Here is a 19398-nt window from a genome sequence, read left to right as displayed (position 1 = left end):
GCAGAAGATACGGCTGGGATCGGTCAAACGGGATGAAGCGGCTCATCGCGACACTCTACAGCCTTACCCCTTCACAGGGTACCCCAACCCGACAGGCTGTTAGAGCATTCTTAATTCTTTAGGCCGATATTTTTCCTCCATGTCAGTTTTGGTGCTGTTGCCTTGCCGGAACTGGAATTTATGCCATGGGGGGGAGAAAATGTCTGGTGGCCTAACCACAGGTATGAACCGTTCCGGCAGGGGCGGGTATGGCAGGGGTGGCAGCCATGTGGGGGATATGCCTCTCACCGGCGCCATGACAGGCATGAACCCCGAGCCGGAGGGCGCGCAGCCCGCATCCGCCGGAACAACGCATGACGCCGATCTCCGCCTCACGACTGATAAAGGCGTCACGATCAGCAGGATGCGTGACGCCAACCGCTATGCGGTTTTCATGCTGCCGCCCGGTATCGGCGCCGTGCGGATCGTGTCCCGCACGACCCGTCCGGTTAGCATGGTTCGCCCGTGCGGCGATGACTGCCGCCCGCGTGGCGTGCTGGTCCGGCATATCAAGCTGTTTGAAGGCACCGTGGCCCGGCATATCGTAATGCATCTGGCCCAGAAAGCGCCGGCGGGCTGGCATGATGATTTTTACGCCCTGCGCCCCGAACCCTGCCGCTGGACGGATGGACAGGCGCTGCTGCATCTCGGCCCGCGCCACCCTGGCATGCTGGGCGTGCTGTGCCTGGAGGTTCTGGCCGGAGGGCCGTATGAAATGGCGCCCGCAGGGGACACGACAGCCGGGCAGGCCCGCCTGACCGCCTGAAGCGCACAGCCTGTTCAGAAAAATAAGTAAGGAAGTTTCTGGGGAAGCTTTTTCCCAAAAGCTTCAGGGGCCACCCGATTCAGGAAAAAAGGCGGCATCCCCAAAAAGCCGTGGCGCTGTTTTCAGTTATTCTATGAAGCCGCAGGGCAACCATCCGCGAAGCCCGCCAGAAAAATCTGCACCGCCTTGTAAAAGCGCGGGCGCATGCCCTGCTCGCTCCATGGGCGGTCGGGCGCGCAGGCCAGGCTTTGCAGCATCAGGTCGCCGATGGTCATGCCAAACAGCATGCTGCTGTACATTGATATATCCTCCACGGACCGGTTTCGCGCCCGCACGTAGCGGTCGAGCCAGGTGGTGAGCACATTGTCCTTTCCGCCCGCGCGCAGGCTGGTCAGGATCTGGCGGATATCTTCCGATTGTGGCGATTCGGTAACGAGTGCCCGGATCAGGCTGATGCGGTCAGGCCGCAGGATCACACCGCCAAGCCGCATGAGCAGTTCGGTCAGTTCCTCTGCCGGGTCGGCCATGTGCAGGCATTTGCCGGGGCTGACATTGAACAGCCTGCTGCTGACCAGCGTGCGGAACAGATCCTGCTTGGAATGGAACATGAGGTACAGCGTGCGCTTGGACATGGCCGAATGCTGGGCCACCTTGTCCATCGAGGCTGCATGATAGCCGCATTTCTGCAACACTTCGCTTGCCGCATCAAGAATGCGTTCGCGGCGTTCGCATTCCTCCATTTCCGGGGGGCGACCGGGGCCGCGGCGCGGGGTATCACAGTTATCATGCATGGTGCCGTGTCCTTCCCGTCCAATCTTGCTCATTCGTAATCTGCTCCGGCCATTTTTGAATGGGCGCCCTGCTTGACCGCTTTATGGAGACGATATAGTTTTCCATCCATTGAAAACCAAATGGTTTCCTTATTTGGCTTTCATATGGCGGCCATGTGCGGCAAACAGCACGGACGTGATTCAGAAACATTTTTAGATTACGGCCCTCAAGCCGGTTGGTGACCATGATGCAATATTCCCGTGTCGTAGCCCCGGCGGCTCTGATGCTTGCCCTTGCGGGGTGCCAGAAGCATGCTGCCGCCCCCAAGATGCCGCCGCAGCCTGTCACGGTCCTGACGCTCAAGGCCGCTCCGGTGGAAATCCACACCCAGCTGCCCGGCCGCACCGAAGCGTTCGAGATCGCGCAGGTGCGCCCGCAGGTCAGCGGCGTGATCCAGAAGCGGCTGTTCGTTGAAGGCACGGACGTGCAGGTGGGCCAGCAGCTCTACCAGATCGATCCCAGCATCTATCAGGCGGCGGTGGACAGCGCGCAGGGCCAGCTTCTGCACGCCCAGGGCAGCGAGGTCACCGCGCGCGCCAAGCTTAACCGCTACGGGCCGCTGCTCAAGGCCCACGCCGTAAGCCAGCAGGAATATGATGACGCACTGGCCGCCGAGCGCGCGGCCCAGGGCGATATCCTGAGTGCGAAGGGCCAGCTTGAGCGCGCCACGGTCGATCTGGGTTACACCCACATGAATGCCCCGATCACCGGGCGGATCGGCCGCTCCATCCTGACCGTGGGCGCGCTGGTCACCGCCAACCAGACAAACAACGTCGCCATCGTGACCCGGCTCGACCCGATCTACGTGGATGTGAACCTGCCCGCGACCGAACTGCTGCGCTTCAGGCGCGAACTGGCGCAGGGGCGGCTGACGCGCGCGGGCGACAATGCCGCCTCCATCAGCATCACCCTGGAGGATGGCACGACCTACGAGCATTCCGGCAGCATGGAATTCTCGGAAGTCAACGTGGATGAAGCTACCGCCACCGTCGTGGTGCGCGCGGTCATGCCCAACCCCGACCGGTTGCTGCTGCCCGGCATGTACGTGCACGCCCAGCTGGCCGAGGGCCTGGACCCCAACGCCCTGCTGGTGCCGCAGCAGGCCGTGCAGCGCAACTCCCACGGTGACCCGCAGGTATGGGTGGTCGATGCCGATAACAAGGTCAACCTGCGCGCCATCACGGTAGGGCAGGCCATCGGCACGGACTGGCTGGTAACGGGCGGCCTGAAAAGCGGTGAGCGCGTGGTGCTTGAGGGGGTGCAGAAAATCCATCCCGGTGACACCGTAACCCCGCAGGACGTGGCCGAACCGGCCAAGGCAGGATAACCCCCATGTCTCTGTCGCGCTTTTTCATTGACCGGCCCGTCTTCGCGTGGGTGATCGGGCTGATCATCATGCTCGTGGGCGGGGTGTCGATCTTCCGCCTGCCCATCGCGCAGTATCCCTCCATAGCTCCCCCCCAGATCGCCATTACCGTGACCTATCCGGGCGCTTCGGCCGATACGGTGAACGATACGGTGGTGCGCCCCATCCTGCAGCAGATGTTCGGGCTCGATCACCTCGAATACATCTCCTCGCAGTCCTATGCCTCGGGGCAGATGGAAATCGACCTCACCTTCGCGCAGGGCACCAACCCTGACATCGCGCAGGTGCAGGTGCAGAACAAACTGCAGCTCGCCCAGCCCAAGCTGCCGCAGGAAGTGACCGCGCAGGGCCTGAGCATTACCAAGGCCGTCAAGAACTTCATGATGGTCCTCGGTTTCATCTCGACCGACAACAGCATGAGCGGCGCTGATATTGCCGATTACGTGGCGTCCAACATCTCCGATCCGCTCAGCCGCGTGACCGGCGTGGGCGACCACACGCTGTTCGGCGCGGAATACGCCATGCGCATCTGGCTCGACCCGTCGAAGCTGTACAAATACGGCCTGACCGTGGGCGATGTGCAGACCGCCATCCAGACGCAGAACATCCAGGTTTCATCCGGTGAACTCGGCGGCGTGCCCGCGGTGAAGGGCGCGCGGCTGGATGCGACCATCATCGGGCCGACGCGCCTGCGCGCGCCCGAGGAGTTCGAGAAGATCCTGCTCAAGGTGCAGCAGGATGGCTCGCAGGTGCGCATCCGGGACGTGGCCCATGTCGAGCTGGGGCCGCAGACCTACAATACCCATTCCTTCTATAACAACATGCCGGCCTCGGGCATGGCGCTCAAGCTTGCCCCCGGCGCCAACCAGCTCCAGACCGAGAATGCGGTGCGCGAGCAGATCAAGGAGCTCGAGCAGTTCTTCCCGCCGGGGCTCAAGACCGTCTACCCGCTCGATACCGAACCCTTCATCGTGCTGTCGATCAAGGAAGTGGTCATTACGCTGATCGAGGCGATCGCGCTGGTGTTCCTTGTCATGCTGGTGTTCTTGCAGAACTTCCGCGCGACACTGATCCCCACCATCGCGGTGCCGGTGGTGCTGCTGGGCACGTTCGGCATCCTTGCCGCCCTTGGCTTTTCCATCAACACGCTGACCATGCTGGCCATGGTGCTGGCCGTGGGCCTGCTGGTCGATGACGCCATCGTGGTGGTGGAAAACGTCGAGCGCGTCATGACCGAGAAGAAGCTCTCCCCGCGTGATGCGGCCCGGCAGTCGATGGACGAGATCTCGGGCGCGCTGGTGGGCATCGTGCTGGTGCTGACGGCGGTGTTTCTGCCCATGGCGGCCTTTGGCGGCTCGACGGGCGTGATCTACCGGCAGTTCTCCATCACCATCGTCGCGGCCATGTGGCTTTCGGTGGTGGTGGCCATGGTCATGACGCCAGCCCTGTGCGCGACCATGCTCAAGCCCGGCGCGCATGAAAAGACCACCGGGGCCGCCGGCTGGTTCAACCGCCATTTCGCGCGCATGACCACAGCCTACCAGAATGGCGTGGGGCGTGTGCTCGGGCATGCGGGCCTGTCCATGCTGGTGTTCGTGCTGATTACGGTTGGCGTGGGCTGGCTCTTCATGCGCCTGCCTGGCGGCTTCCTGCCCGATGAGGACCAGGGCCTGATCTTTGGTCAGGTCACCATGCCCCCGGGAGCCACGCTGGAGGAGACGGCGGCCGTCAACCGCAAGGTGGCCGACTATGTTCTCAAGACCGAGGGCAACAACGTCGAATCCGTCTATTCCACGAACGGGTTCAACTTTGCAGGGCAGGGGCAGAGCGCTGGCGCGTTCTTCATCCGGCTCAAGGACTGGGATGAGCGGCCCGCCGCCAGCCAGACCTCGGCGGCGATTGCCATGCGCATCATGATGCATTTCTGGATGGACCCGGTCGCCCAGATCTTCGCCGTCAACCCGCCCGCCGTGCTGGAACTCGGCAACGCCACCGGCTTCGACCTTGAACTTGAAGATCGTGGCCACCTTGGCCACACCAAGCTGCTTGCGGCGCGCAACATGGTGCTGGGCATGGCGGCCAAGGACCGCCGCCTGACCGCCGTGCGCCCCAACGGCATGGAAGATGCGCCGCAGTTCCATCTCGATATCGACCGCGAGAAGGCCAACGCGCTGGGCATCACCATTGCCGACATCAACACCACCATCGAGGGTGCGCTGGGGTCGATCTATGTCAACCAGTTCCTGCGTGATGATCGCGTGAAGCAGGTTTACATCCAGGGTGAGCCCGATGCGCGCATGATCCCTGATGACCTGAACAAATGGTATATCCGCAACGCCGCCGGCGGCATGGTGCCGTTCAACGCCTTCGTGTCCGGGCAGTGGATCATGGGGCCGCAGAAGGTCGAGGACTATAACGGCCTCAATGCCTTCGAAATCCTTGGCCAGCCCGCCGCTGGCTACAGCTCGGGGGATTCGATCACTGCCATGAAGGAGATCCTGGCCAAGCTGCCCACAGGCGTTGGGTATGAGTGGACCGGGCTGTCGTTCGAGCAGATGGCCTCGGGTTCTTCCACCGGGCCGCTTTACGCGCTGGCGGTGATTGTCATCCTGTTCTGCCTGGCCGCCCTGTATGAAAGCTGGGCCATTCCGTTTGCCGTGCTGCTGGTCATTCCGCTGGGCGTGCTGGGCGCGATCGTGGCCACCCTGCTGCGTGGCATGGCCAATGACGTGTATTTCCAGGTGGGGCTGCTGACCACGGTGGGGCTGGCGGTGAAGAACGCCATCCTGATCGTGGAATTCGCCAAGGCGTTTTTCGAGAACGGGGCAACGCTTGAGGAATCGGTGCTCGAGGCAGGCCGCGAGCGCCTGCGCCCCATTCTCATGACCTCCATCGCCTTCGTGGTGGGTGTGTTTCCGCTGGCCATCGCCACGGGGGCCGGTTCGGCCGCGCGTGTCGCGATCGGCACGGCGGTGGTGGGCGGCATGCTCACGGCAACCCTGCTGGCAGTGTATTTCGTGCCGCTGTTCTTTGTGGTGGTGCTGCGTCTGTTCCGTGTCAAGCGCCTGTCCGAGCGGACAAAGGGAGCGTAATGCCATGACCGTTCTCCCCACACTCAGGCGGGCGGGCGCCGCCACGCTGGCGGCCATGCTGCTGGCGGGCTGCACCATGATCCCGCATTACAAGCGCCCCACCCCGCCGCTGGCCCAGGCATGGCCCGCTTACGCCACCACGGGTGATGCGGTGGCTGAAAACCCGCTTGCAGCCAATCTGGGCTGGGAGGAATTCTTTACCGACCCCCGGCTCAAGGCGCTGATTGCCATCGCCATCCGGCAGAACCGCGACCTGCGGGAGGCGGCGGCCGATATCCGCCGCGCGCAGGGGCAGTTCGACATCCAGCACGCCAGCCTGTTCCCCGCCATCAGCGGCGGGGGCGAGGCGATGTTCCAGGGGCCGTCGGATGCCGCGGGTCTGAGCTTTGCGCCTGGCCTCGATACCGGCAGCCCGCCCATGTTCAAATATTACCAGATGGGCATTGGCGTCTCGTCGTATGAGATCGACCTGTTCGGGCGCATCCGCAGCATGTCGCGTGAGGCGGCGGAACATGCGCTGATGCAGCGTGAAAACGCGCGCGCCATGCTGATCAGCATCATCTCGCAGGTGGCTACGGCCTATATTTCATGGCTGGGCGATCAGGCATCGCTGCGCCTGTCCGATGAGACGATGGCCTCGCAGGAAGCCACGCTGGAGATGGTCAGGGCCCGCTTCGCCCATGGCGAGACCGACCAGATGACCGTGCGCCAGAATGAAACACAGGTGGCGCAGAGCGGCGCTTTCCGTGATGAATCGCGGCGGCATGTGCGGCAGGATGAAAACCTGCTGACCATGCTCATCGGCCAGCCCATCCCCGATAACCTGCCTCCCGCCCATCCGCTGGGCCAGCAGACCATCATGCAGGACCTGCCGCCGGGCCTGCCGGCGGAGGTGCTCGAGCACCGCCCCGACATCATGGCCGCCGAGCATGACCTGATGGCCGCCAACGCCGATATCGGTGCGGCCAAGGCGGCGTTCTATCCGCGCATCACGCTCACCGCATCCGATGGCATCAGCAGCCTGCAGCCGCACAAGCTGTTTACATCGGCCGCGACCACATGGGGCGTGTCGCCGCAGTTGCAGGTGCCCCTGCTCAACTGGGGGCAGAACAGCGGCAACCTGAAGGCCTCGCGCGCCATGCGCGCCTCAAAGGCGGCGGCGTATGAAAAGGCGGTGCAGTCCGCCTTCCGCGAAGTGGCGGATGCGCTGGCCGCGCGTGACACCTATCGCGACGAGACGGCACAGATGGACCGGTATGTCTCGACCTCGGCTGATGCGTACAACCTGGCCATGATGCGCTACAGGGCCGGGACGGATTCCTACCTGACATCGCTGGTGTCGCAGCGCACGCTGCTGCAGGCGCAGCAGTGGCAGATCTCGATTGCGGTGTCGCGCTACCAGAACCTTGTCACCCTCTACCGCGCCCTTGGCGGCGGCTGGACGGCCCATACCCCCGTGCCCAAGCCGCCAAAAGGGCAGCAGGTGGCCGGGAAGGGATGACGAGAGACGTTTCCGGGTGCTGCCCTTTTTGCAAAAAGGCGGCATTCTTTCGAAGCTTTTCTCTTTTTCTTCTCAGTCCATGTGGTTGCCGCTGCGGCCCTGTTTGATGCGGCTGCGGTGCTTCTTGTTGTCCACCCGCTTGCGGCGCTGCGTGCGCGAAGGGCGGGTGGGCACGCGGTAGGCCTGCACGTGGCTGGCCTCGGCAATCATTTCATGCAGCCGGGCCACGGCATCCTCGCGGTTGCGGATCTGGCTGCGAAAGCGGCGCGCGGTCAGCACGATCACGCCATCCGCCGTCATGCGGCTGCCCGCCACCGTGATGAGCCTGCTTTTGATCCGGGTGGAAAGCGAAGGGGAATTGCGCGCATCGAAACGCAACTGTGCCGCCGTTGCCACCTTATTGACGTTCTGCCCGCCCGGCCCCGAGGCCAGGATATAGGTCACATGTAATTCATCATCGGGGATGGTGGGGGGTGACATGGCGGTTTACGGTCCTGAAGGGTGGCAGATGCGGCATCCGCCTATGAGCGGCCCTGCGCGGGCGGCATTGCTGTACGGGCTGTTTGCTATCACCATGCCTGCCGCGTGATGACAAGAGCGGAGGAACACAATCATGAACGATCAGGCTGAAACGGACCAGTTGCGCAAGGTTCTGGCGCAGGCGGCGGGCGATGCGGCGCAGGCCAAGGTCATGCCCGTGGTCAAGATGATCGCGGCCCAGCAGATCGTTGTCATGGACCTCATGCAGATGCTTGTCGATGCCAGCGTGCTGCATGCCGATGAAATCGCCGCCCGCATGCGTCATCACATTGAACATACCGATACGAAGGACATGGCCGCGCGCGCCCTGTTCGAGCAGGTGCGCGCCCGCTTTGCATCGAGCGCCCCAAAAACCTGATTTTGCAAGGAAGGTGTTGCATATGGCCGATCATCCTCCTGCCCTGCGGGCAGAAATCGTGGCGCTGAAGGCGGAACTCGCGCGGCTGCGTGAAGAACTCGCACAGGCCCGCAAGACGATACAGGACCTGAACCTGCAACTGCGGCGTGATGCGTCACGCCCCACCACGCGCTGAATGCGCCCGCCTGAAGGGGAATCCATCATGAAAGAGGAACGCGACGCCGCCGGTCGGGCCGTGGTCTATCCTACTGTCAGCTGCGGGGCGGAGGCCGTGCAGGATTCCATCGTGGTGATGGACCTGTTCATGGCGACCGCACCCGAGCATATGCCTAAAGGGGACAGGCGCGTGGTTACCGTGCTGCCGCCTGAACTGGCCCTCAACCTTGCCGAGCAGTTGCGCAAGGCCGCCGAGCGTGTGCAGACCGCCCGCGCTGAAAAGCAGGGCAGTGCTGCCTCAACCCCCGCGGCCTGACAGCGCCCGCATGCCGCCATAGCGCAGGTTGACCGCAGCCGTGCCGCCCTGCACGGTCGGGATGGTGAGGGTATTCTCCAGCCTGCTGCGCATGGCCTTTTGCGAGGCCATGTGCACGATGCCCACCGGCGCATGCGGAAAGAACAGGTTGGCCAGCGTGCCGGTCCGTTCATCAAGCAGCCATGGGCCAAGATAGTTGTGGCTGTTATCGAGAAAGGTCACGGGCAGGCCATCGATATACACGGCCAGCGCAATGCAGAGCTGGTCCTGCGTGAAGGCCATGTGCCGCCGGGGCAGGATCTGCGCCTGCCACTTGCGCAGCACCGGCCAGATGGGAGCCTGCCGGTGCAGGCAGAACACGCCCGCATTGAGCAGTGGCCTGGCCCCGATGCGCTTGCGGATGGCAAATGGCAGCCGGGCGCGGGTGGCGTTTTTATACAGGAACGAACGGATCTGCATCCAGCCGGGACAGATCCAGCGCACACCCAGAAGATTGGCCAGCTTGGCGCCGATTTCGGGCACGATGGCGAGGGTCTGGCGTGCGGCTGCGGCAAACATCCGTTCAAGCGCCTGCCCGTCCTGCACCCATGTATCGGCATCGAGCCACAGGATCAGGTCAAAATCGGGCAGCATCTGGTCAAGCCACAGCTTGCTGATATTGATAGCAAGGCATGGCCGCTTTGCCAGTGCCCGGCGGGGTGCGTAATCGGGGATATGGGGCGCAAGGACCCGCACGCCCCGCGCGTGCAGCAATGCGCGCTGTCCTGCCGTCATGCCGCAGTCGATCACGGCGATGGTCGTGTCGGTATGGTTGCGTATGGAGGCGATGAGTTCGGCCACCAGTTCAAAATAGGCGTGGTCGCACCCGGTTACGATAATGCGGCGGACAGCAGGCATTTCGGGGCAGTCAGGCGGCGTCATGGCCGCAATATAAGCACAGGACGGCGTGGGCGGGAATACGCGGCTGTTTTCAGGGTCTGGCGGCAGCAGGCGACTGGCGGTAACGCGCGCTCAGCGCAGGGTGACGGAACGCCATGATGGCGCGCAGGCTTTCATGCGCGACCCATGCCTCGTTGGTGGTGCGTGAATTGCCATGCACGCGGTAGCGGCACAGGATCTCGGGCACGTAGGCGGCCTGGAAGTCGCGGTCGATGAATTTCAGCCAGAAATCGTAGTCTTCCCAGCCTTCGTCAATGTGGCTGTAGCCATCCACCGCTACCCAGGCCTCCCGGCGCAGCAGGGCCATTACATCCACGTAGTTTTCACGCACGATCTGGGCGGGGTCCCATATGTCGGCCGAGCCGATGCGCTGTTCCTTGCCAAAATATTCAAGCTGGCAGTACGTGGCGTCAAACCCGCCATCCACCGCTGCCTCATGCAGGCGGGCGATGGCGCGGGGGTAGATCATGTTATCCGCATCCATAACAAACACGAACACTCCGCCCGCATGGCGAAACGCGGTGTTGCGCGCTGCTGAAGGGCCAAGGTTGCGTGTATGCACGACCAGGGTGCAGCGCCAGAAACGCGCATGGTTTTCCTCCATCCACGCGGTGATGAGGGCTACAGAGTCGTCCTTGTCCGAGCAGTCATCCACCACCACCAGTTCAAGGGCCGGGTGGGTCTGGGCGGCGAGGGAGTCAAGCGCTTCGATGATGTAGCGGCCATAATTGAAGTTGGTGACGCACAGGCTGACCAGGTCGGCAGGCTTCCTGCGGCGGTGCTTGAAGGCGAAGGCGGTCTGGTCGGTCGCCATCCAGGGGGCAGCGATGTTCATTCTTCCGGTGTGCTCCATACATGGGCGATAAAGTCGCGGATGCGCGTGCAGCATGCCCGGTTGCCCGACGGCGTGCCGATCAGTTTCAGGGCGCTGAGGCGGATGGCCTCGGCCTTTGCCAGCCCCTCTGGCGTGTGGGTGAGCCATTCGATCAGGTTGGGGATATGGCGGCCCGTTTCTTCAAGGAAATGCTCGCCCGACCGAAACACCGGATGCGGCAGGCACGGCTCGGACACCACCACCGCCCCATTGGCCATGGCGCCCTTGACGATGCGGTGCCATTCAAAAAAACCGTAATCATCGCGGTGGATGTTCAGCGCAATGCGTGAATGCCCCGCCACATGGGCGGCAAGGCGCGAGAGCGGCCGGTCACGCGGGCTGGTATCGATGGGCGTGGTGAACTTGCGGTAGTAGAAATAGGTGCGGTACTGCGAGAAGAAACCGGCATTGCACGCAAAGAACTTCTCGCGGTGGGCCGAGAGGCCGCCAAAAAAGCTGATATCCAGCTCACGGGCCGCAAACGGCGTGGCAGGGTCGGGGCGCTTGCGGCACGCAGGCGGCAGGATACGCACCATGGGGTGCTGCATGTCGTCTTTTTGCAGGTAATCCCGCTCGGTGCCGATCGTGGGAGTGAAATGGATGGCGGGCAGTCCCGCCTGCCGGAAGCTCTCGGCCATCTGGTGGCAGATATCGATCACGCCTGCGGCCATGAGCAGGAAGGGCAGGCCGCGCTCGAACCACAGGGTCTGGGGCTGTTCGGTATTGAACATGATGGCATCGCGGATGATGGCGCCCGTGGCCCAGTCCCGCCCGCGGCCGAGGTGGAAGAATTCATGCGGGGCGACGAAAATGCACAGCGCGGGCCGGTGATCGATGCTGGCGGTCTCATCCAGCAGGCGGCAGTCCAGCCCGGCATCGTTCAGGCTGCGATGCAGGTCGGCCGCGATTTCATGGATGAAGACATTCCCGGCCGAATTGTAATAAACGCCGATGCTTTCGGGCACCGCGCCGCCGGGGGCGAGGTAATCCGCATCATCCAGCCCCTTTGCCGCGCACAGCGCGCCCAGTGTTTCGGATACACGCAGCGGACTGAAGATGCGCCGCCCTTCGGGCACGCCATACAGCAGGGCATGCTCGGCCATGTCCGTCATGTCGCGGTTAAGGTCGCGGTTGCTGTCGTGGTAGGCGTCGGGTTCAAAAAACGGCAGCTGCTCGAGCGTGCGCACGCCGATGCTCAGGTCCTCGAGGTGAAAGCGCGTGAGCAGGCCCTGATGGGCCACATGGCACCCCGCATGCGTGTGCAGGAAGTGGATGAAGGGGTTGCGGTTACGCGCACCCGCATCGGGGTGCTGGATCAGGTAGGCATCGGGCCGGAAGTTGCGGTTGGGCTGCCGGCCTTCACGGTAGCCGTACTTGACGTAATGCAGCAGGGGATCAAGTTCCGATCCGGCCACATCCGTATAGGTGGCGAGATAGAAGGCGGCGTCGAACTGGCCAGACTCCCTGATCTGCTGGAGGTCCTGTTGTTCCGTCGGTGTCAGTGTCAGGAGCAGGTCCGCGGACAATGGTTCTTACCTTGGCTGGGGGCATTGGGGAGCGTGCCGGGGGCACATCCCTCCTGCTAGGGCACATCCATTAAGAATTGATTATTGCACCGGCGGTTTCTGGTGCGCGGGCGCGGGTTGCAGGCCGTATCCTGTACCGTGCAGTCATAAAAGCCCGGTTATGCGGGCTGGCCTGCCATGGCGCGGGCCTGCGCCGTGAGTCCCGGCATCGGTATCGGGCTATGCCTTACTGGTATTATCAATCATGATGGATATGGTATCGGGATTGACCAGAAGGGCCGCGGCATGGGCGGAGGGCAGGGGCCAGCCCCGTGCATGCCCGCCGCATGACAGCTTTGCTGGCCTTCTGCTATCATGACGGCTGGAAAAGCGGTGCCTCCCGGCGTGGCGCGCCACGGCCCGACGCATGGGGCCTCGGGGCCCGCATGGGGCACAGACAGGGAGATCGGGTGCATGTATCCGACCCGGATGGATGAAGATAAGGGCCTGCGGGCCTTTGCGCGGCGGCACTGGTGGGCCTGCATGAGCGTGCCGATGCTGCTGTGCCTGGGAGCGGTATTTGCGGGCTACCTGCGCTGGAACACGCAGAGCGAGACGAATTTCGCCAGGCATAATATCCTGATCAAGCATTCGCAGGAGGAAGCGGCCTTTGCCCAGCAGCTTGCCATCGATGACCAGACCATCATCAGGGACCGCAAGGTCTTTCTCGACGTCACCCGCAAGGACTTCGCCCGCATGGCGCCCCCCACCCAGATGGCGTGGCTGCTGAAGGAATACGCCAAGTTCGATATCAGCCGCGTCAAGGTATATGACGGGCACGAGACCCGCCCCTTCACGCCCGCGCCCTGTTCGGTCGCGCTGTGTTTCGTGCCCATTTTCGTGGAGGAGCTGCATGATGACCCCATCCACAACACCAAATACATCCAGGTTGGCGCGCTGGAGGACATGTCGCGTACGCTGATTGTCGATGCCGAGCAGTTCTGGCGGCTGCGCAAGCTGGTCCTGCGCATCGACGCCATCCTGTTTGCCGACCAGCGCGAGCAGATGAATGATTTCGAGAAGGCGATGCAACTGCGCGCCTCGCTTGACGTGCTGCGCGCCGACGCCCAGAAAATTCACTAAGGGCGCGCTTTGGAACAGGGCGCTGACCGAAATATCCGGGGCGGGTTTTGCAATAAGGCGGCGCGGCCCAGAACTTCCGTCATTTTCAAACGCTTTGTGGATATCCCGCGCCCCGTTCCTTCAGGAGTCTCCATGACCGCTTCCCTCCCGCATCCTGCCCTGTCCGTGGTTCCGGTCATTCTGTCAGGCGGGAGTGGCAGCCGGTTGTGGCCCGTCTCGCGCAGTGCCTACCCCAAGCAGTTCTGGCCGCTGGTCTCGCAGCGCACCATGGTGCAGGAAACCGCGCTACGCAGCCACGGTCCGGGTTTCAGCGCGCCAATCGTGGTGTGCAATAACGAGCACCGCTTCATCATGGCCGAACAGTTACGCGAGGTGGGCATAACCGCGCCGCGCATCCTGCTTGAGCCGGTCGGGCGCAATTCCGCCCCCGCCATTGCCGCAGCCGCCCTGCTCGCGGCCGAGACCGACCCCGATGCGGTGCTGTGGATCATGGCTGCCGATGCCGCAATGCAGAAACCGCAAAACGTCGCCCCCGCGCTTGCGCTCGCGGCACGGGTGGCGCGGGCAGGACGGATCGTGACATTCGGCATGACCCCCACGCGGGCCGAGACCGGCTATGGCTATATTGAAAAAGGGGCGCCGCTTGCGGGTTATGACGGCGCTTTCGCGGTCGAGCGGTTTGTTGAAAAACCCGATGCCACCAATGCGGAGCGCATGTTTGGCTCGGGGCGTTTTTTATGGAATTCGGGCATGTTCGTGTTCACGGCACGAACCCTGTTGCAGGAAATGGAAAAATTCGAGCCCGCCATTCTCGCCGCCATGCGCGTGGCCGTGCGCGAGCGGCGGTCGGACATTGATTTTGAACGGCTGGACCCCACCGCATTCGCGGCCTCGCCCGATATCTCGATTGACTACGCCGTGGCCGAGCGCACCGACCTCATGACCGTCATCCCGGGTGATTTCGGCTGGTCGGACGTGGGTAGCTGGGATGCGCTGTGGGAGCTCGGCCCGTCCGATGGCGCGGGCAATGTGGTCAGTGGTGATGTGGTGCTTAATAACACCACCAACAGCTACGTGCGCACCGATGGCATCCTGACAGCGGTGAGCGGGGTGGAGGATCTGCTGGTGGTGGTCAATGAGGATGCAGTGCTGGTGACTCACCGGCATCATGCGCAGGATGTAAAAACCATCGTGGCGCAGCTGAAAAAGGCCGATCGCCCGGAAGCCACCGCCCATCGCCGCCGCTACCGCCCCTGGGGTTTTTATGAAACGCTGATCGTGGGCACCCGCTTCCAGGTCAAGCGGATTGTGGTGGAGCCGGGGCGGATGCTGTCGCTGCAGAAACATTACCACCGCGCCGAGCACTGGGTGGTTGTGGAAGGTACGGCGCAGGTCACGCGCAATGGGGAGGACATTCTGGTGCGTGAGAACGAGAGCGTCTATCTGCCGCTCGGGGCCACGCACCGGCTGAAAAACCCTGGCCGCATTCCCCTGACCCTGATCGAGGTGCAGTCCGGCCCGTATCTGGGCGAGGATGACATCGTGCGGCTGGAGGATGCGTACAGCCGCGCCTGAGTGGAGCCATGGCAGGGATCGGGAGGGTTCATATTTCCTTCATAAAACTGTCATGGACATATCATTTTTATTACGGATGTTAATTTTTTATTCTCCGGCCTGTCGGCTGCAAGGCCAGACGCGTCTGTATTCTTCATGTCGGAGAACATGAGTATTATGTCCTTTCCTGCTCGAATGCTTACCTGTGCCCTTCTGGCAAGCGCCCTGCCCGTCATGGCCCATGCCGCTGACATTACAGGGGCCGGTTCCAGCTTCGCCGCACCCATCTATGGCGCCTGGGGGGCGGATGCGCGCAGTGCTGCGGGCATCAACCTGAATTATCAGACGGTCGGCTCCTCCGCCGGGCAGAACCAGATCCTGGCGGGCACGGTTGATTTTGGCGCATCCGACGTGCCGATGGATGCGCAGAAGCTGGAAAATGCCCATCTGTTCCAGTTCCCCACGGTCATGGGCGGCATCGTGCCGGTCATCAACCTGCCTGGCATTGCCGCCAACCAGATCCAGCTTGATGGCCCCACGCTTGCTGCCATCTATCGCGGCGAGATCGAGCAGTGGAACGACAAGCGCATCGCAGCCCTCAACCCCGGCGTAAAACTGCCTGACACGGCAGTCGCCACCGTGCACCGCGCCGATGGCTCGGGCACGACGGCGGTGTTTACCGGCTATCTCGCCCGTGTCTCGCCCGAGTGGCGCGAGGGGCAGGGCGCGGGCGCTTCCATCGCCTGGCCGGGCGGCATTGGCGCGCGTGGCAATGATGGCGTGGCTGCTTCCGTGCGCAACACCGAGGGCGCGATCGGCTATGTCGAATATGCCTTCGCCGCCAACGCGCACATGGTAACCGTCAAGCTGAAGAACCATAGCGGCGCATATGTCGCCCCCGATATGGACAGCTTCAAGAGCGCTGCCGAGGCTGCGGACTGGAAGGATGCCTCCCACTTCGCCGTTGACCTGCTCGATACCGCGGGCGCTGGCGCGTGGCCGATTGTCTCGCCCACCTATGTGCTCGTGCCGGTGCCCACCGCCAAGGCCGACCATGGGGCAGCCGTGCGCAAGTTCTTTGGCTATGCGCTCAAGAGCGGGGATGCCGCTGCCTACAAGCTGGATTACGTAACGGTTCCGGCCACGGTCAAGACCGAGATCCTGCGCCAGTGGGACAGCGCCAAATAAAATCAGCCAACCCAGTAATGATATAACAGGGCCGCCCGGTTTCCGGGCGGTTTTTCTGTATGGAGGATTGTCATAAAACCTTCATGAAACTGTATTGGAAACATAACACACAAAACTGTGTCACGCCCTTAAATGAACCCATTCTTCATTACGGAATGGTTAATATGATTCGCCGCTCAGCTGCTTCACTGTTGCTTGGTTCCTCCGCCCTGTGGGGGGCGTGCTCCCTGCAGTCAGCTCATGCGGCATCGGCTTCCGATGCTGCCCAGATTCAGGCCCTGCAGCGCGAAATGCAGGAAATGCGGCGTGAAATGTCAGGTCAGATCAGTGTCCTGCGCCAGCGCCTTGCCCGTGCGGAAGTGCACGCCCCCAACACCCCGGCCGCCAACGCGGCCCAGGCCCGCCGGGTGGCTGCCGCCAATGGCCAGCCCCTGCCCGAAAGCTACGCGCGTGACATCCATATCGGTGGCGACACCGGCACGGGTAGCAATTTTGGAAGCGTGATGCAGCACGCCGATCTTGGCACGCCGCCATCCGATCGTGGCGTTTCTTCCTCCTGGGCTTCTTTCCGCGCCGCGACGGAAAAGGACGAGGCGCTGCACCTTGGCGGCATGATGGTCGGCTTCCCCGGTGGCCGCCCCACAATCTCGTCGGAAGACGGGATGTACGCCATGTCCATCGGTCTGGCCTTTCATGAAGATATCGGCGGCTTCATGGGCATGTCCCCCCGCAAGGGCGAGACCAAGGGCGATTATGGCAGCCTGACCGAAAACGCCCGCCGCCTGCGTATCCCCATCTCGTTCCGTTACAAGAACTGGATTGCCAATATCACCCCGGATTTCGGCTCATCGACTGCGGATGGCACGTCCACCTCGCAGCTCTATGAAGCCAACCTGAACTATGCGGGCTTTCATAACACCGTCATCACCGCCGGTTACTTCCAGCCGCGTGTGACGGAAGAAGATTCCGAAAGCTCGAACGAATTCGAGATGATGGAACGCCCCGCCATTACCGACATGGTGCGTAACATCGCAGCCGGTGACGCGCGCATGAGCCTGGGCGCGCTGCATTACGCCAAGCGCTGGTGGATTGCCGGTTACGTGACAGGCCAGACTTATGGCAAGCACTCAACCTCAACCTTTGATAGCCAGACCGGTGCGACCTTCCGCGTTGCGGGCCGACCGTATGTGTCGAAAGACATCGACGTGCATGTGGGCCTGTCGGGTATCACGGCCCTCAAGGTAGCGCAGGTTACTTCGAGCAATCCGGGCGGACAGCGTAGCATAACACTGTCCGAGCAGCCGGAAGTTGACCTGACCACCACCAAGCTGCTTTCCGCCACCGTGGGCAATGTGGGTAGCGTGTGGTCGGCTGGCCCCGAACTGGGCTTCCGCTACAAGCGCCTGACACTGAAGGGGGAATACTACCATATCGGCATTACGCGTGGCGACAACACCGGCGGCAGCTACCAGAACGTCAACAACAATGGCGGCACGGTGAACTTCCAGGGTTACTATGGCTCGGCCAACTACACCCTGTTTGGCAAGCCGCGTACCTACAACATCAAGGAAGGCGCATTCGCCGCACCGGGTGTCGAGCATGCATTTGACCCCGCCCATGGCTACTGGGGCGCGCTGGAACTCACCGGCCGTTACAGTGTGGCCGACCTGAACAGCGGCCTGAGCAACGCCATGACGGCAGTGCGCGGTGGCCAGCAGACGGTGTGGTCCGGCGGGCTGAACTGGTATCCCAACCGTCACTTCCGCTTCATGCTTGATTTCAACCACTTCATCGTTAGTGACAACAGCGTGGCCGCCAATATTCTGGGCCGCCATGGCAATTCGGTGGCCGGTCGTATCCAGGCCGCTTTCTAACAGTCTTCCGGGTGCGCCCCTGTTTCATGCAGGCGGCGTTTCCTGAAGTTTTGAAAAAAGCTTTACGACAGACGCGTTCCTGATTTTTGCATGTTCCGTGGGGGGTGTTTTACCCCGCCTTCAGGTCACCACGGCAAGCCGCATTGAAGGGGGCAGGTGCCCTCATGGTTACGCAACGGGCCGCATGGTGATGCCATGCGGCCCGTTTGCATTCATGCAGTCCGTATTCGGGTGTGAACGGCGGGGAGCTTACGGGAGTGCGAGCGGCATGTCGGTTATCATGCCCGCCTGCAGCAGGGTGGAGAGCTTGCCCATGGCCTCGCTGCGGTCCACCGATTTGCCGTAGGGCATGTTGGGGCGCAGGCGTTCTTCCAGCCGGGCTACCGAGCCACGGCGCGGCCAGGGGCGGCGCAGCAGTTCCTCCACCAGGGCCGGGTGCCGCCACGGAATGTCGATCCACGCGGAGGCATTGCGCACGCTATCGGCTTCCGCGCGCAATATCTGCGGGAACAGGGCCACGAGCGTGCGTGCGCCAAGGTCCAGCATGTCGGGTGAGGTAATGGCGACCTGCGTGCCCCGTACATGGTGCAGCAGGCTGCGGATCAGTGTTGTGCCGTTGTGGCACAGATGGCCGATCTGGGTCAGGCGCGGGTTCATTTCTATGAAGTGATAGGTGCCGGTTTTGGCGCAACGCACAAAATCCAGCCCAAAAAAACCCGAAAGCTGCAGGCTGCCGCATGCCACCCGTGCCGCGTGCACCATATCCGCAGCCTCGGTGATCTCGATGACCGTGGCCGCCCCCGTGCGCCCCTGATAGGCCACCACGTTCGCCCCCAGCGTGGCAATCACCTTGCCGCGCCAGCACGCCACCATGATATTGGCGGGCATGCCGCTAACATGCGCCTGTGCCACCACCGGCATGGGGCGGCGGCTCGAGGCCTCCATGAAGGAATAGATGTCACGATCCGCCAGCAGCACGCGCAGCGCGCAGGCCATGCGCGCGGGCTGCGACAGGCGGCGGAAGGCCGCCATGGCCTCGGGCGGCGTATCGGCAATGACCACACCTGACCCGCCCCAGCTCCGGTCACGCTTGAGCACCCACGGGCCGGGTGTGCGCGCGCACCACGCGCGCACGTCCTGCGCCGTGTCGAGGGCGGCTGCGGCAGGGGTAGGCACGCCTCTGGCCCGGAGCGCATCGATCAGCTTGAGCCGCGTCTGGGCATAGCTGAAGAATTCAGGCTGCCCGAGCGAACGCTCATACCAACCATTGTTTGGCCTGACTCACGGGGTACCCATCGGTTTAAAAATGTGATTCATAGGATGCAGACCATTCTCTGAAGGAGGCATTCTGGATGG

The 19398-nt window shown here is 62.8% G+C and carries 17 protein-coding genes; 11 read left to right on the top strand and 6 right to left on the bottom strand.

Annotated features, from left to right (window positions below; genetic code table 11):
* Positions 1 to 268 precede the first annotated feature (268 nt).
* Positions 269 to 805 carry a hypothetical protein gene (locus CDI09_RS15905; RefSeq protein ID WP_146220926.1) on the top strand — a complete coding sequence of 179 codons (537 nt, stop codon included), beginning with the start codon at positions 269 to 271 and terminating at the stop codon, positions 803 to 805.
* 131 nt (positions 806 to 936) lie between these two features.
* Here CDI09_RS15905 and CDI09_RS15900 read toward each other — a convergent pair whose 3' ends face one another.
* The gene (locus CDI09_RS15900) at positions 937 to 1629 is read right to left on the bottom strand and encodes a TetR/AcrR family transcriptional regulator (protein WP_236944479.1); all 693 of its coding nucleotides are present in this window, start codon (positions 1627 to 1629) and stop codon (positions 937 to 939) included.
* A gap of 191 nt (positions 1630 to 1820) precedes the next feature.
* On the opposite strand from CDI09_RS15900, the gene CDI09_RS15895 reads away from it, so the two are divergent.
* The 3 genes from CDI09_RS15895 to CDI09_RS15885 are packed head-to-tail and all read left to right on the top strand — an operon-like array spanning position 1821 to position 7595.
* On the top strand, positions 1821 to 2963 hold the full coding sequence (locus CDI09_RS15895) for an efflux RND transporter periplasmic adaptor subunit (protein WP_078526262.1): 1143 nt from the start codon (positions 1821 to 1823) through the stop codon (positions 2961 to 2963).
* Positions 2964 to 2968: 5 nt separating this feature from the next.
* A complete protein-coding gene (locus CDI09_RS15890) occupies positions 2969 to 6094 on the top strand; it encodes an efflux RND transporter permease subunit (RefSeq protein WP_078526264.1) in 3126 nt (1041 codons plus the stop codon).
* 4 nt (positions 6095 to 6098) lie between these two features.
* Entirely contained in the window at positions 6099 to 7595 is a 1497-nt protein-coding gene (locus CDI09_RS15885) for an efflux transporter outer membrane subunit (RefSeq protein ID WP_078526266.1), read from the top strand.
* A gap of 72 nt (positions 7596 to 7667) precedes the next feature.
* On the opposite strand, the gene arfB is transcribed toward CDI09_RS15885, so the two are convergent.
* Positions 7668 to 8075 (bottom strand): alternative ribosome rescue aminoacyl-tRNA hydrolase ArfB, encoded by a 408-nt coding sequence (gene arfB / locus CDI09_RS15880; RefSeq protein ID WP_078526268.1) that lies wholly within the window; start codon positions 8073 to 8075, stop codon positions 7668 to 7670.
* Between the two features lie 133 nt (positions 8076 to 8208).
* Between arfB and CDI09_RS15875 the strand changes: the two genes are divergently transcribed.
* Genes CDI09_RS15875 through CDI09_RS15870 form a run of 3 tightly spaced genes read left to right on the top strand, consistent with a single transcriptional unit; the run spans position 8209 to position 8965 of the window.
* The gene (locus CDI09_RS15875; protein ID WP_078526270.1) at positions 8209 to 8493 is read left to right on the top strand and encodes a hypothetical protein; all 285 of its coding nucleotides are present in this window, start codon (positions 8209 to 8211) and stop codon (positions 8491 to 8493) included.
* Between the two features lie 22 nt (positions 8494 to 8515).
* Positions 8516 to 8668, top strand: coding sequence for a hypothetical protein (locus CDI09_RS18320; protein WP_165399157.1), 153 nt, complete (start codon positions 8516 to 8518; stop codon positions 8666 to 8668).
* A gap of 27 nt (positions 8669 to 8695) precedes the next feature.
* Positions 8696 to 8965 carry a hypothetical protein gene (locus tag CDI09_RS15870; protein ID WP_205836595.1) on the top strand — a complete coding sequence of 90 codons (270 nt, stop codon included), beginning with the start codon at positions 8696 to 8698 and terminating at the stop codon, positions 8963 to 8965.
* Here CDI09_RS15870 and CDI09_RS15865 read toward each other — a convergent pair.
* From CDI09_RS15865 to CDI09_RS15855, 3 genes are read right to left on the bottom strand one after another with little or no spacing between them, the layout of a single operon-like run.
* Positions 8948 to 9886 carry a glycosyltransferase family protein gene (locus CDI09_RS15865; protein WP_078526274.1) on the bottom strand — a complete coding sequence of 313 codons (939 nt, stop codon included), beginning with the start codon at positions 9884 to 9886 and terminating at the stop codon, positions 8948 to 8950. The genes CDI09_RS15870 and CDI09_RS15865 overlap by 18 nt on opposite strands.
* Positions 9887 to 9935: 49 nt before the next feature.
* A complete protein-coding gene (locus CDI09_RS15860; protein ID WP_078526276.1) occupies positions 9936 to 10739 on the bottom strand; it encodes a glycosyltransferase family 2 protein in 804 nt (267 codons plus the stop codon).
* Positions 10736 to 12304: a hypothetical protein gene (locus tag CDI09_RS15855; protein ID WP_078526284.1), complete on the bottom strand. Its 1569-nt coding sequence runs from the start codon at positions 12302 to 12304 to the stop codon at positions 10736 to 10738. Before CDI09_RS15855 ends, CDI09_RS15860 begins: the two co-directional genes overlap by 4 nt.
* 354 nt (positions 12305 to 12658) lie before the next feature.
* Here CDI09_RS15855 and CDI09_RS15850 point away from each other — a divergent pair, with 354 nt between their 5' ends.
* The 4 genes from CDI09_RS15850 (at position 12659) to CDI09_RS15835 (ending at position 18042) form a co-directional block, all read left to right on the top strand.
* On the top strand, positions 12659 to 13426 hold the full coding sequence (locus CDI09_RS15850; RefSeq protein ID WP_236944481.1) for a hypothetical protein: 768 nt from the start codon (positions 12659 to 12661) through the stop codon (positions 13424 to 13426).
* A 132-nt stretch (positions 13427 to 13558) separates the two neighbouring features.
* Entirely contained in the window at positions 13559 to 15001 is a 1443-nt protein-coding gene (locus tag CDI09_RS15845; protein WP_078526286.1) for a mannose-1-phosphate guanylyltransferase/mannose-6-phosphate isomerase, read from the top strand.
* Positions 15002 to 15175: 174 nt separating this feature from the next.
* Complete coding sequence (pstS, locus tag CDI09_RS15840; protein WP_078526287.1) at positions 15176 to 16168, top strand: phosphate ABC transporter substrate-binding protein PstS; 993 nt, start codon at positions 15176 to 15178, stop codon at positions 16166 to 16168.
* Positions 16169 to 16323: 155 nt separating this feature from the next.
* On the top strand, positions 16324 to 18042 hold the full coding sequence (locus tag CDI09_RS15835; RefSeq protein ID WP_408884505.1) for an OprO/OprP family phosphate-selective porin: 1719 nt from the start codon (positions 16324 to 16326) through the stop codon (positions 18040 to 18042).
* 249 nt (positions 18043 to 18291) lie between these two features.
* Here CDI09_RS15835 and CDI09_RS15830 read toward each other — a convergent pair whose 3' ends face one another.
* The gene (locus tag CDI09_RS15830) at positions 18292 to 19242 is read right to left on the bottom strand and encodes an ATP-grasp domain-containing protein (RefSeq protein ID WP_265001009.1); all 951 of its coding nucleotides are present in this window, start codon (positions 19240 to 19242) and stop codon (positions 18292 to 18294) included.
* Positions 19243 to 19398: the final 156 nt, after the last annotated feature.

It is taken from the genome of Komagataeibacter nataicola (genome assembly GCF_003207795.1).
GTDB classification, from domain to species: Bacteria; Pseudomonadota; Alphaproteobacteria; order Acetobacterales; family Acetobacteraceae; genus Komagataeibacter; species Komagataeibacter nataicola.
The sequence above is the reverse complement of the archived record's forward strand: the minus strand, read 5'-3'. Positions and strand labels throughout refer to the sequence as shown.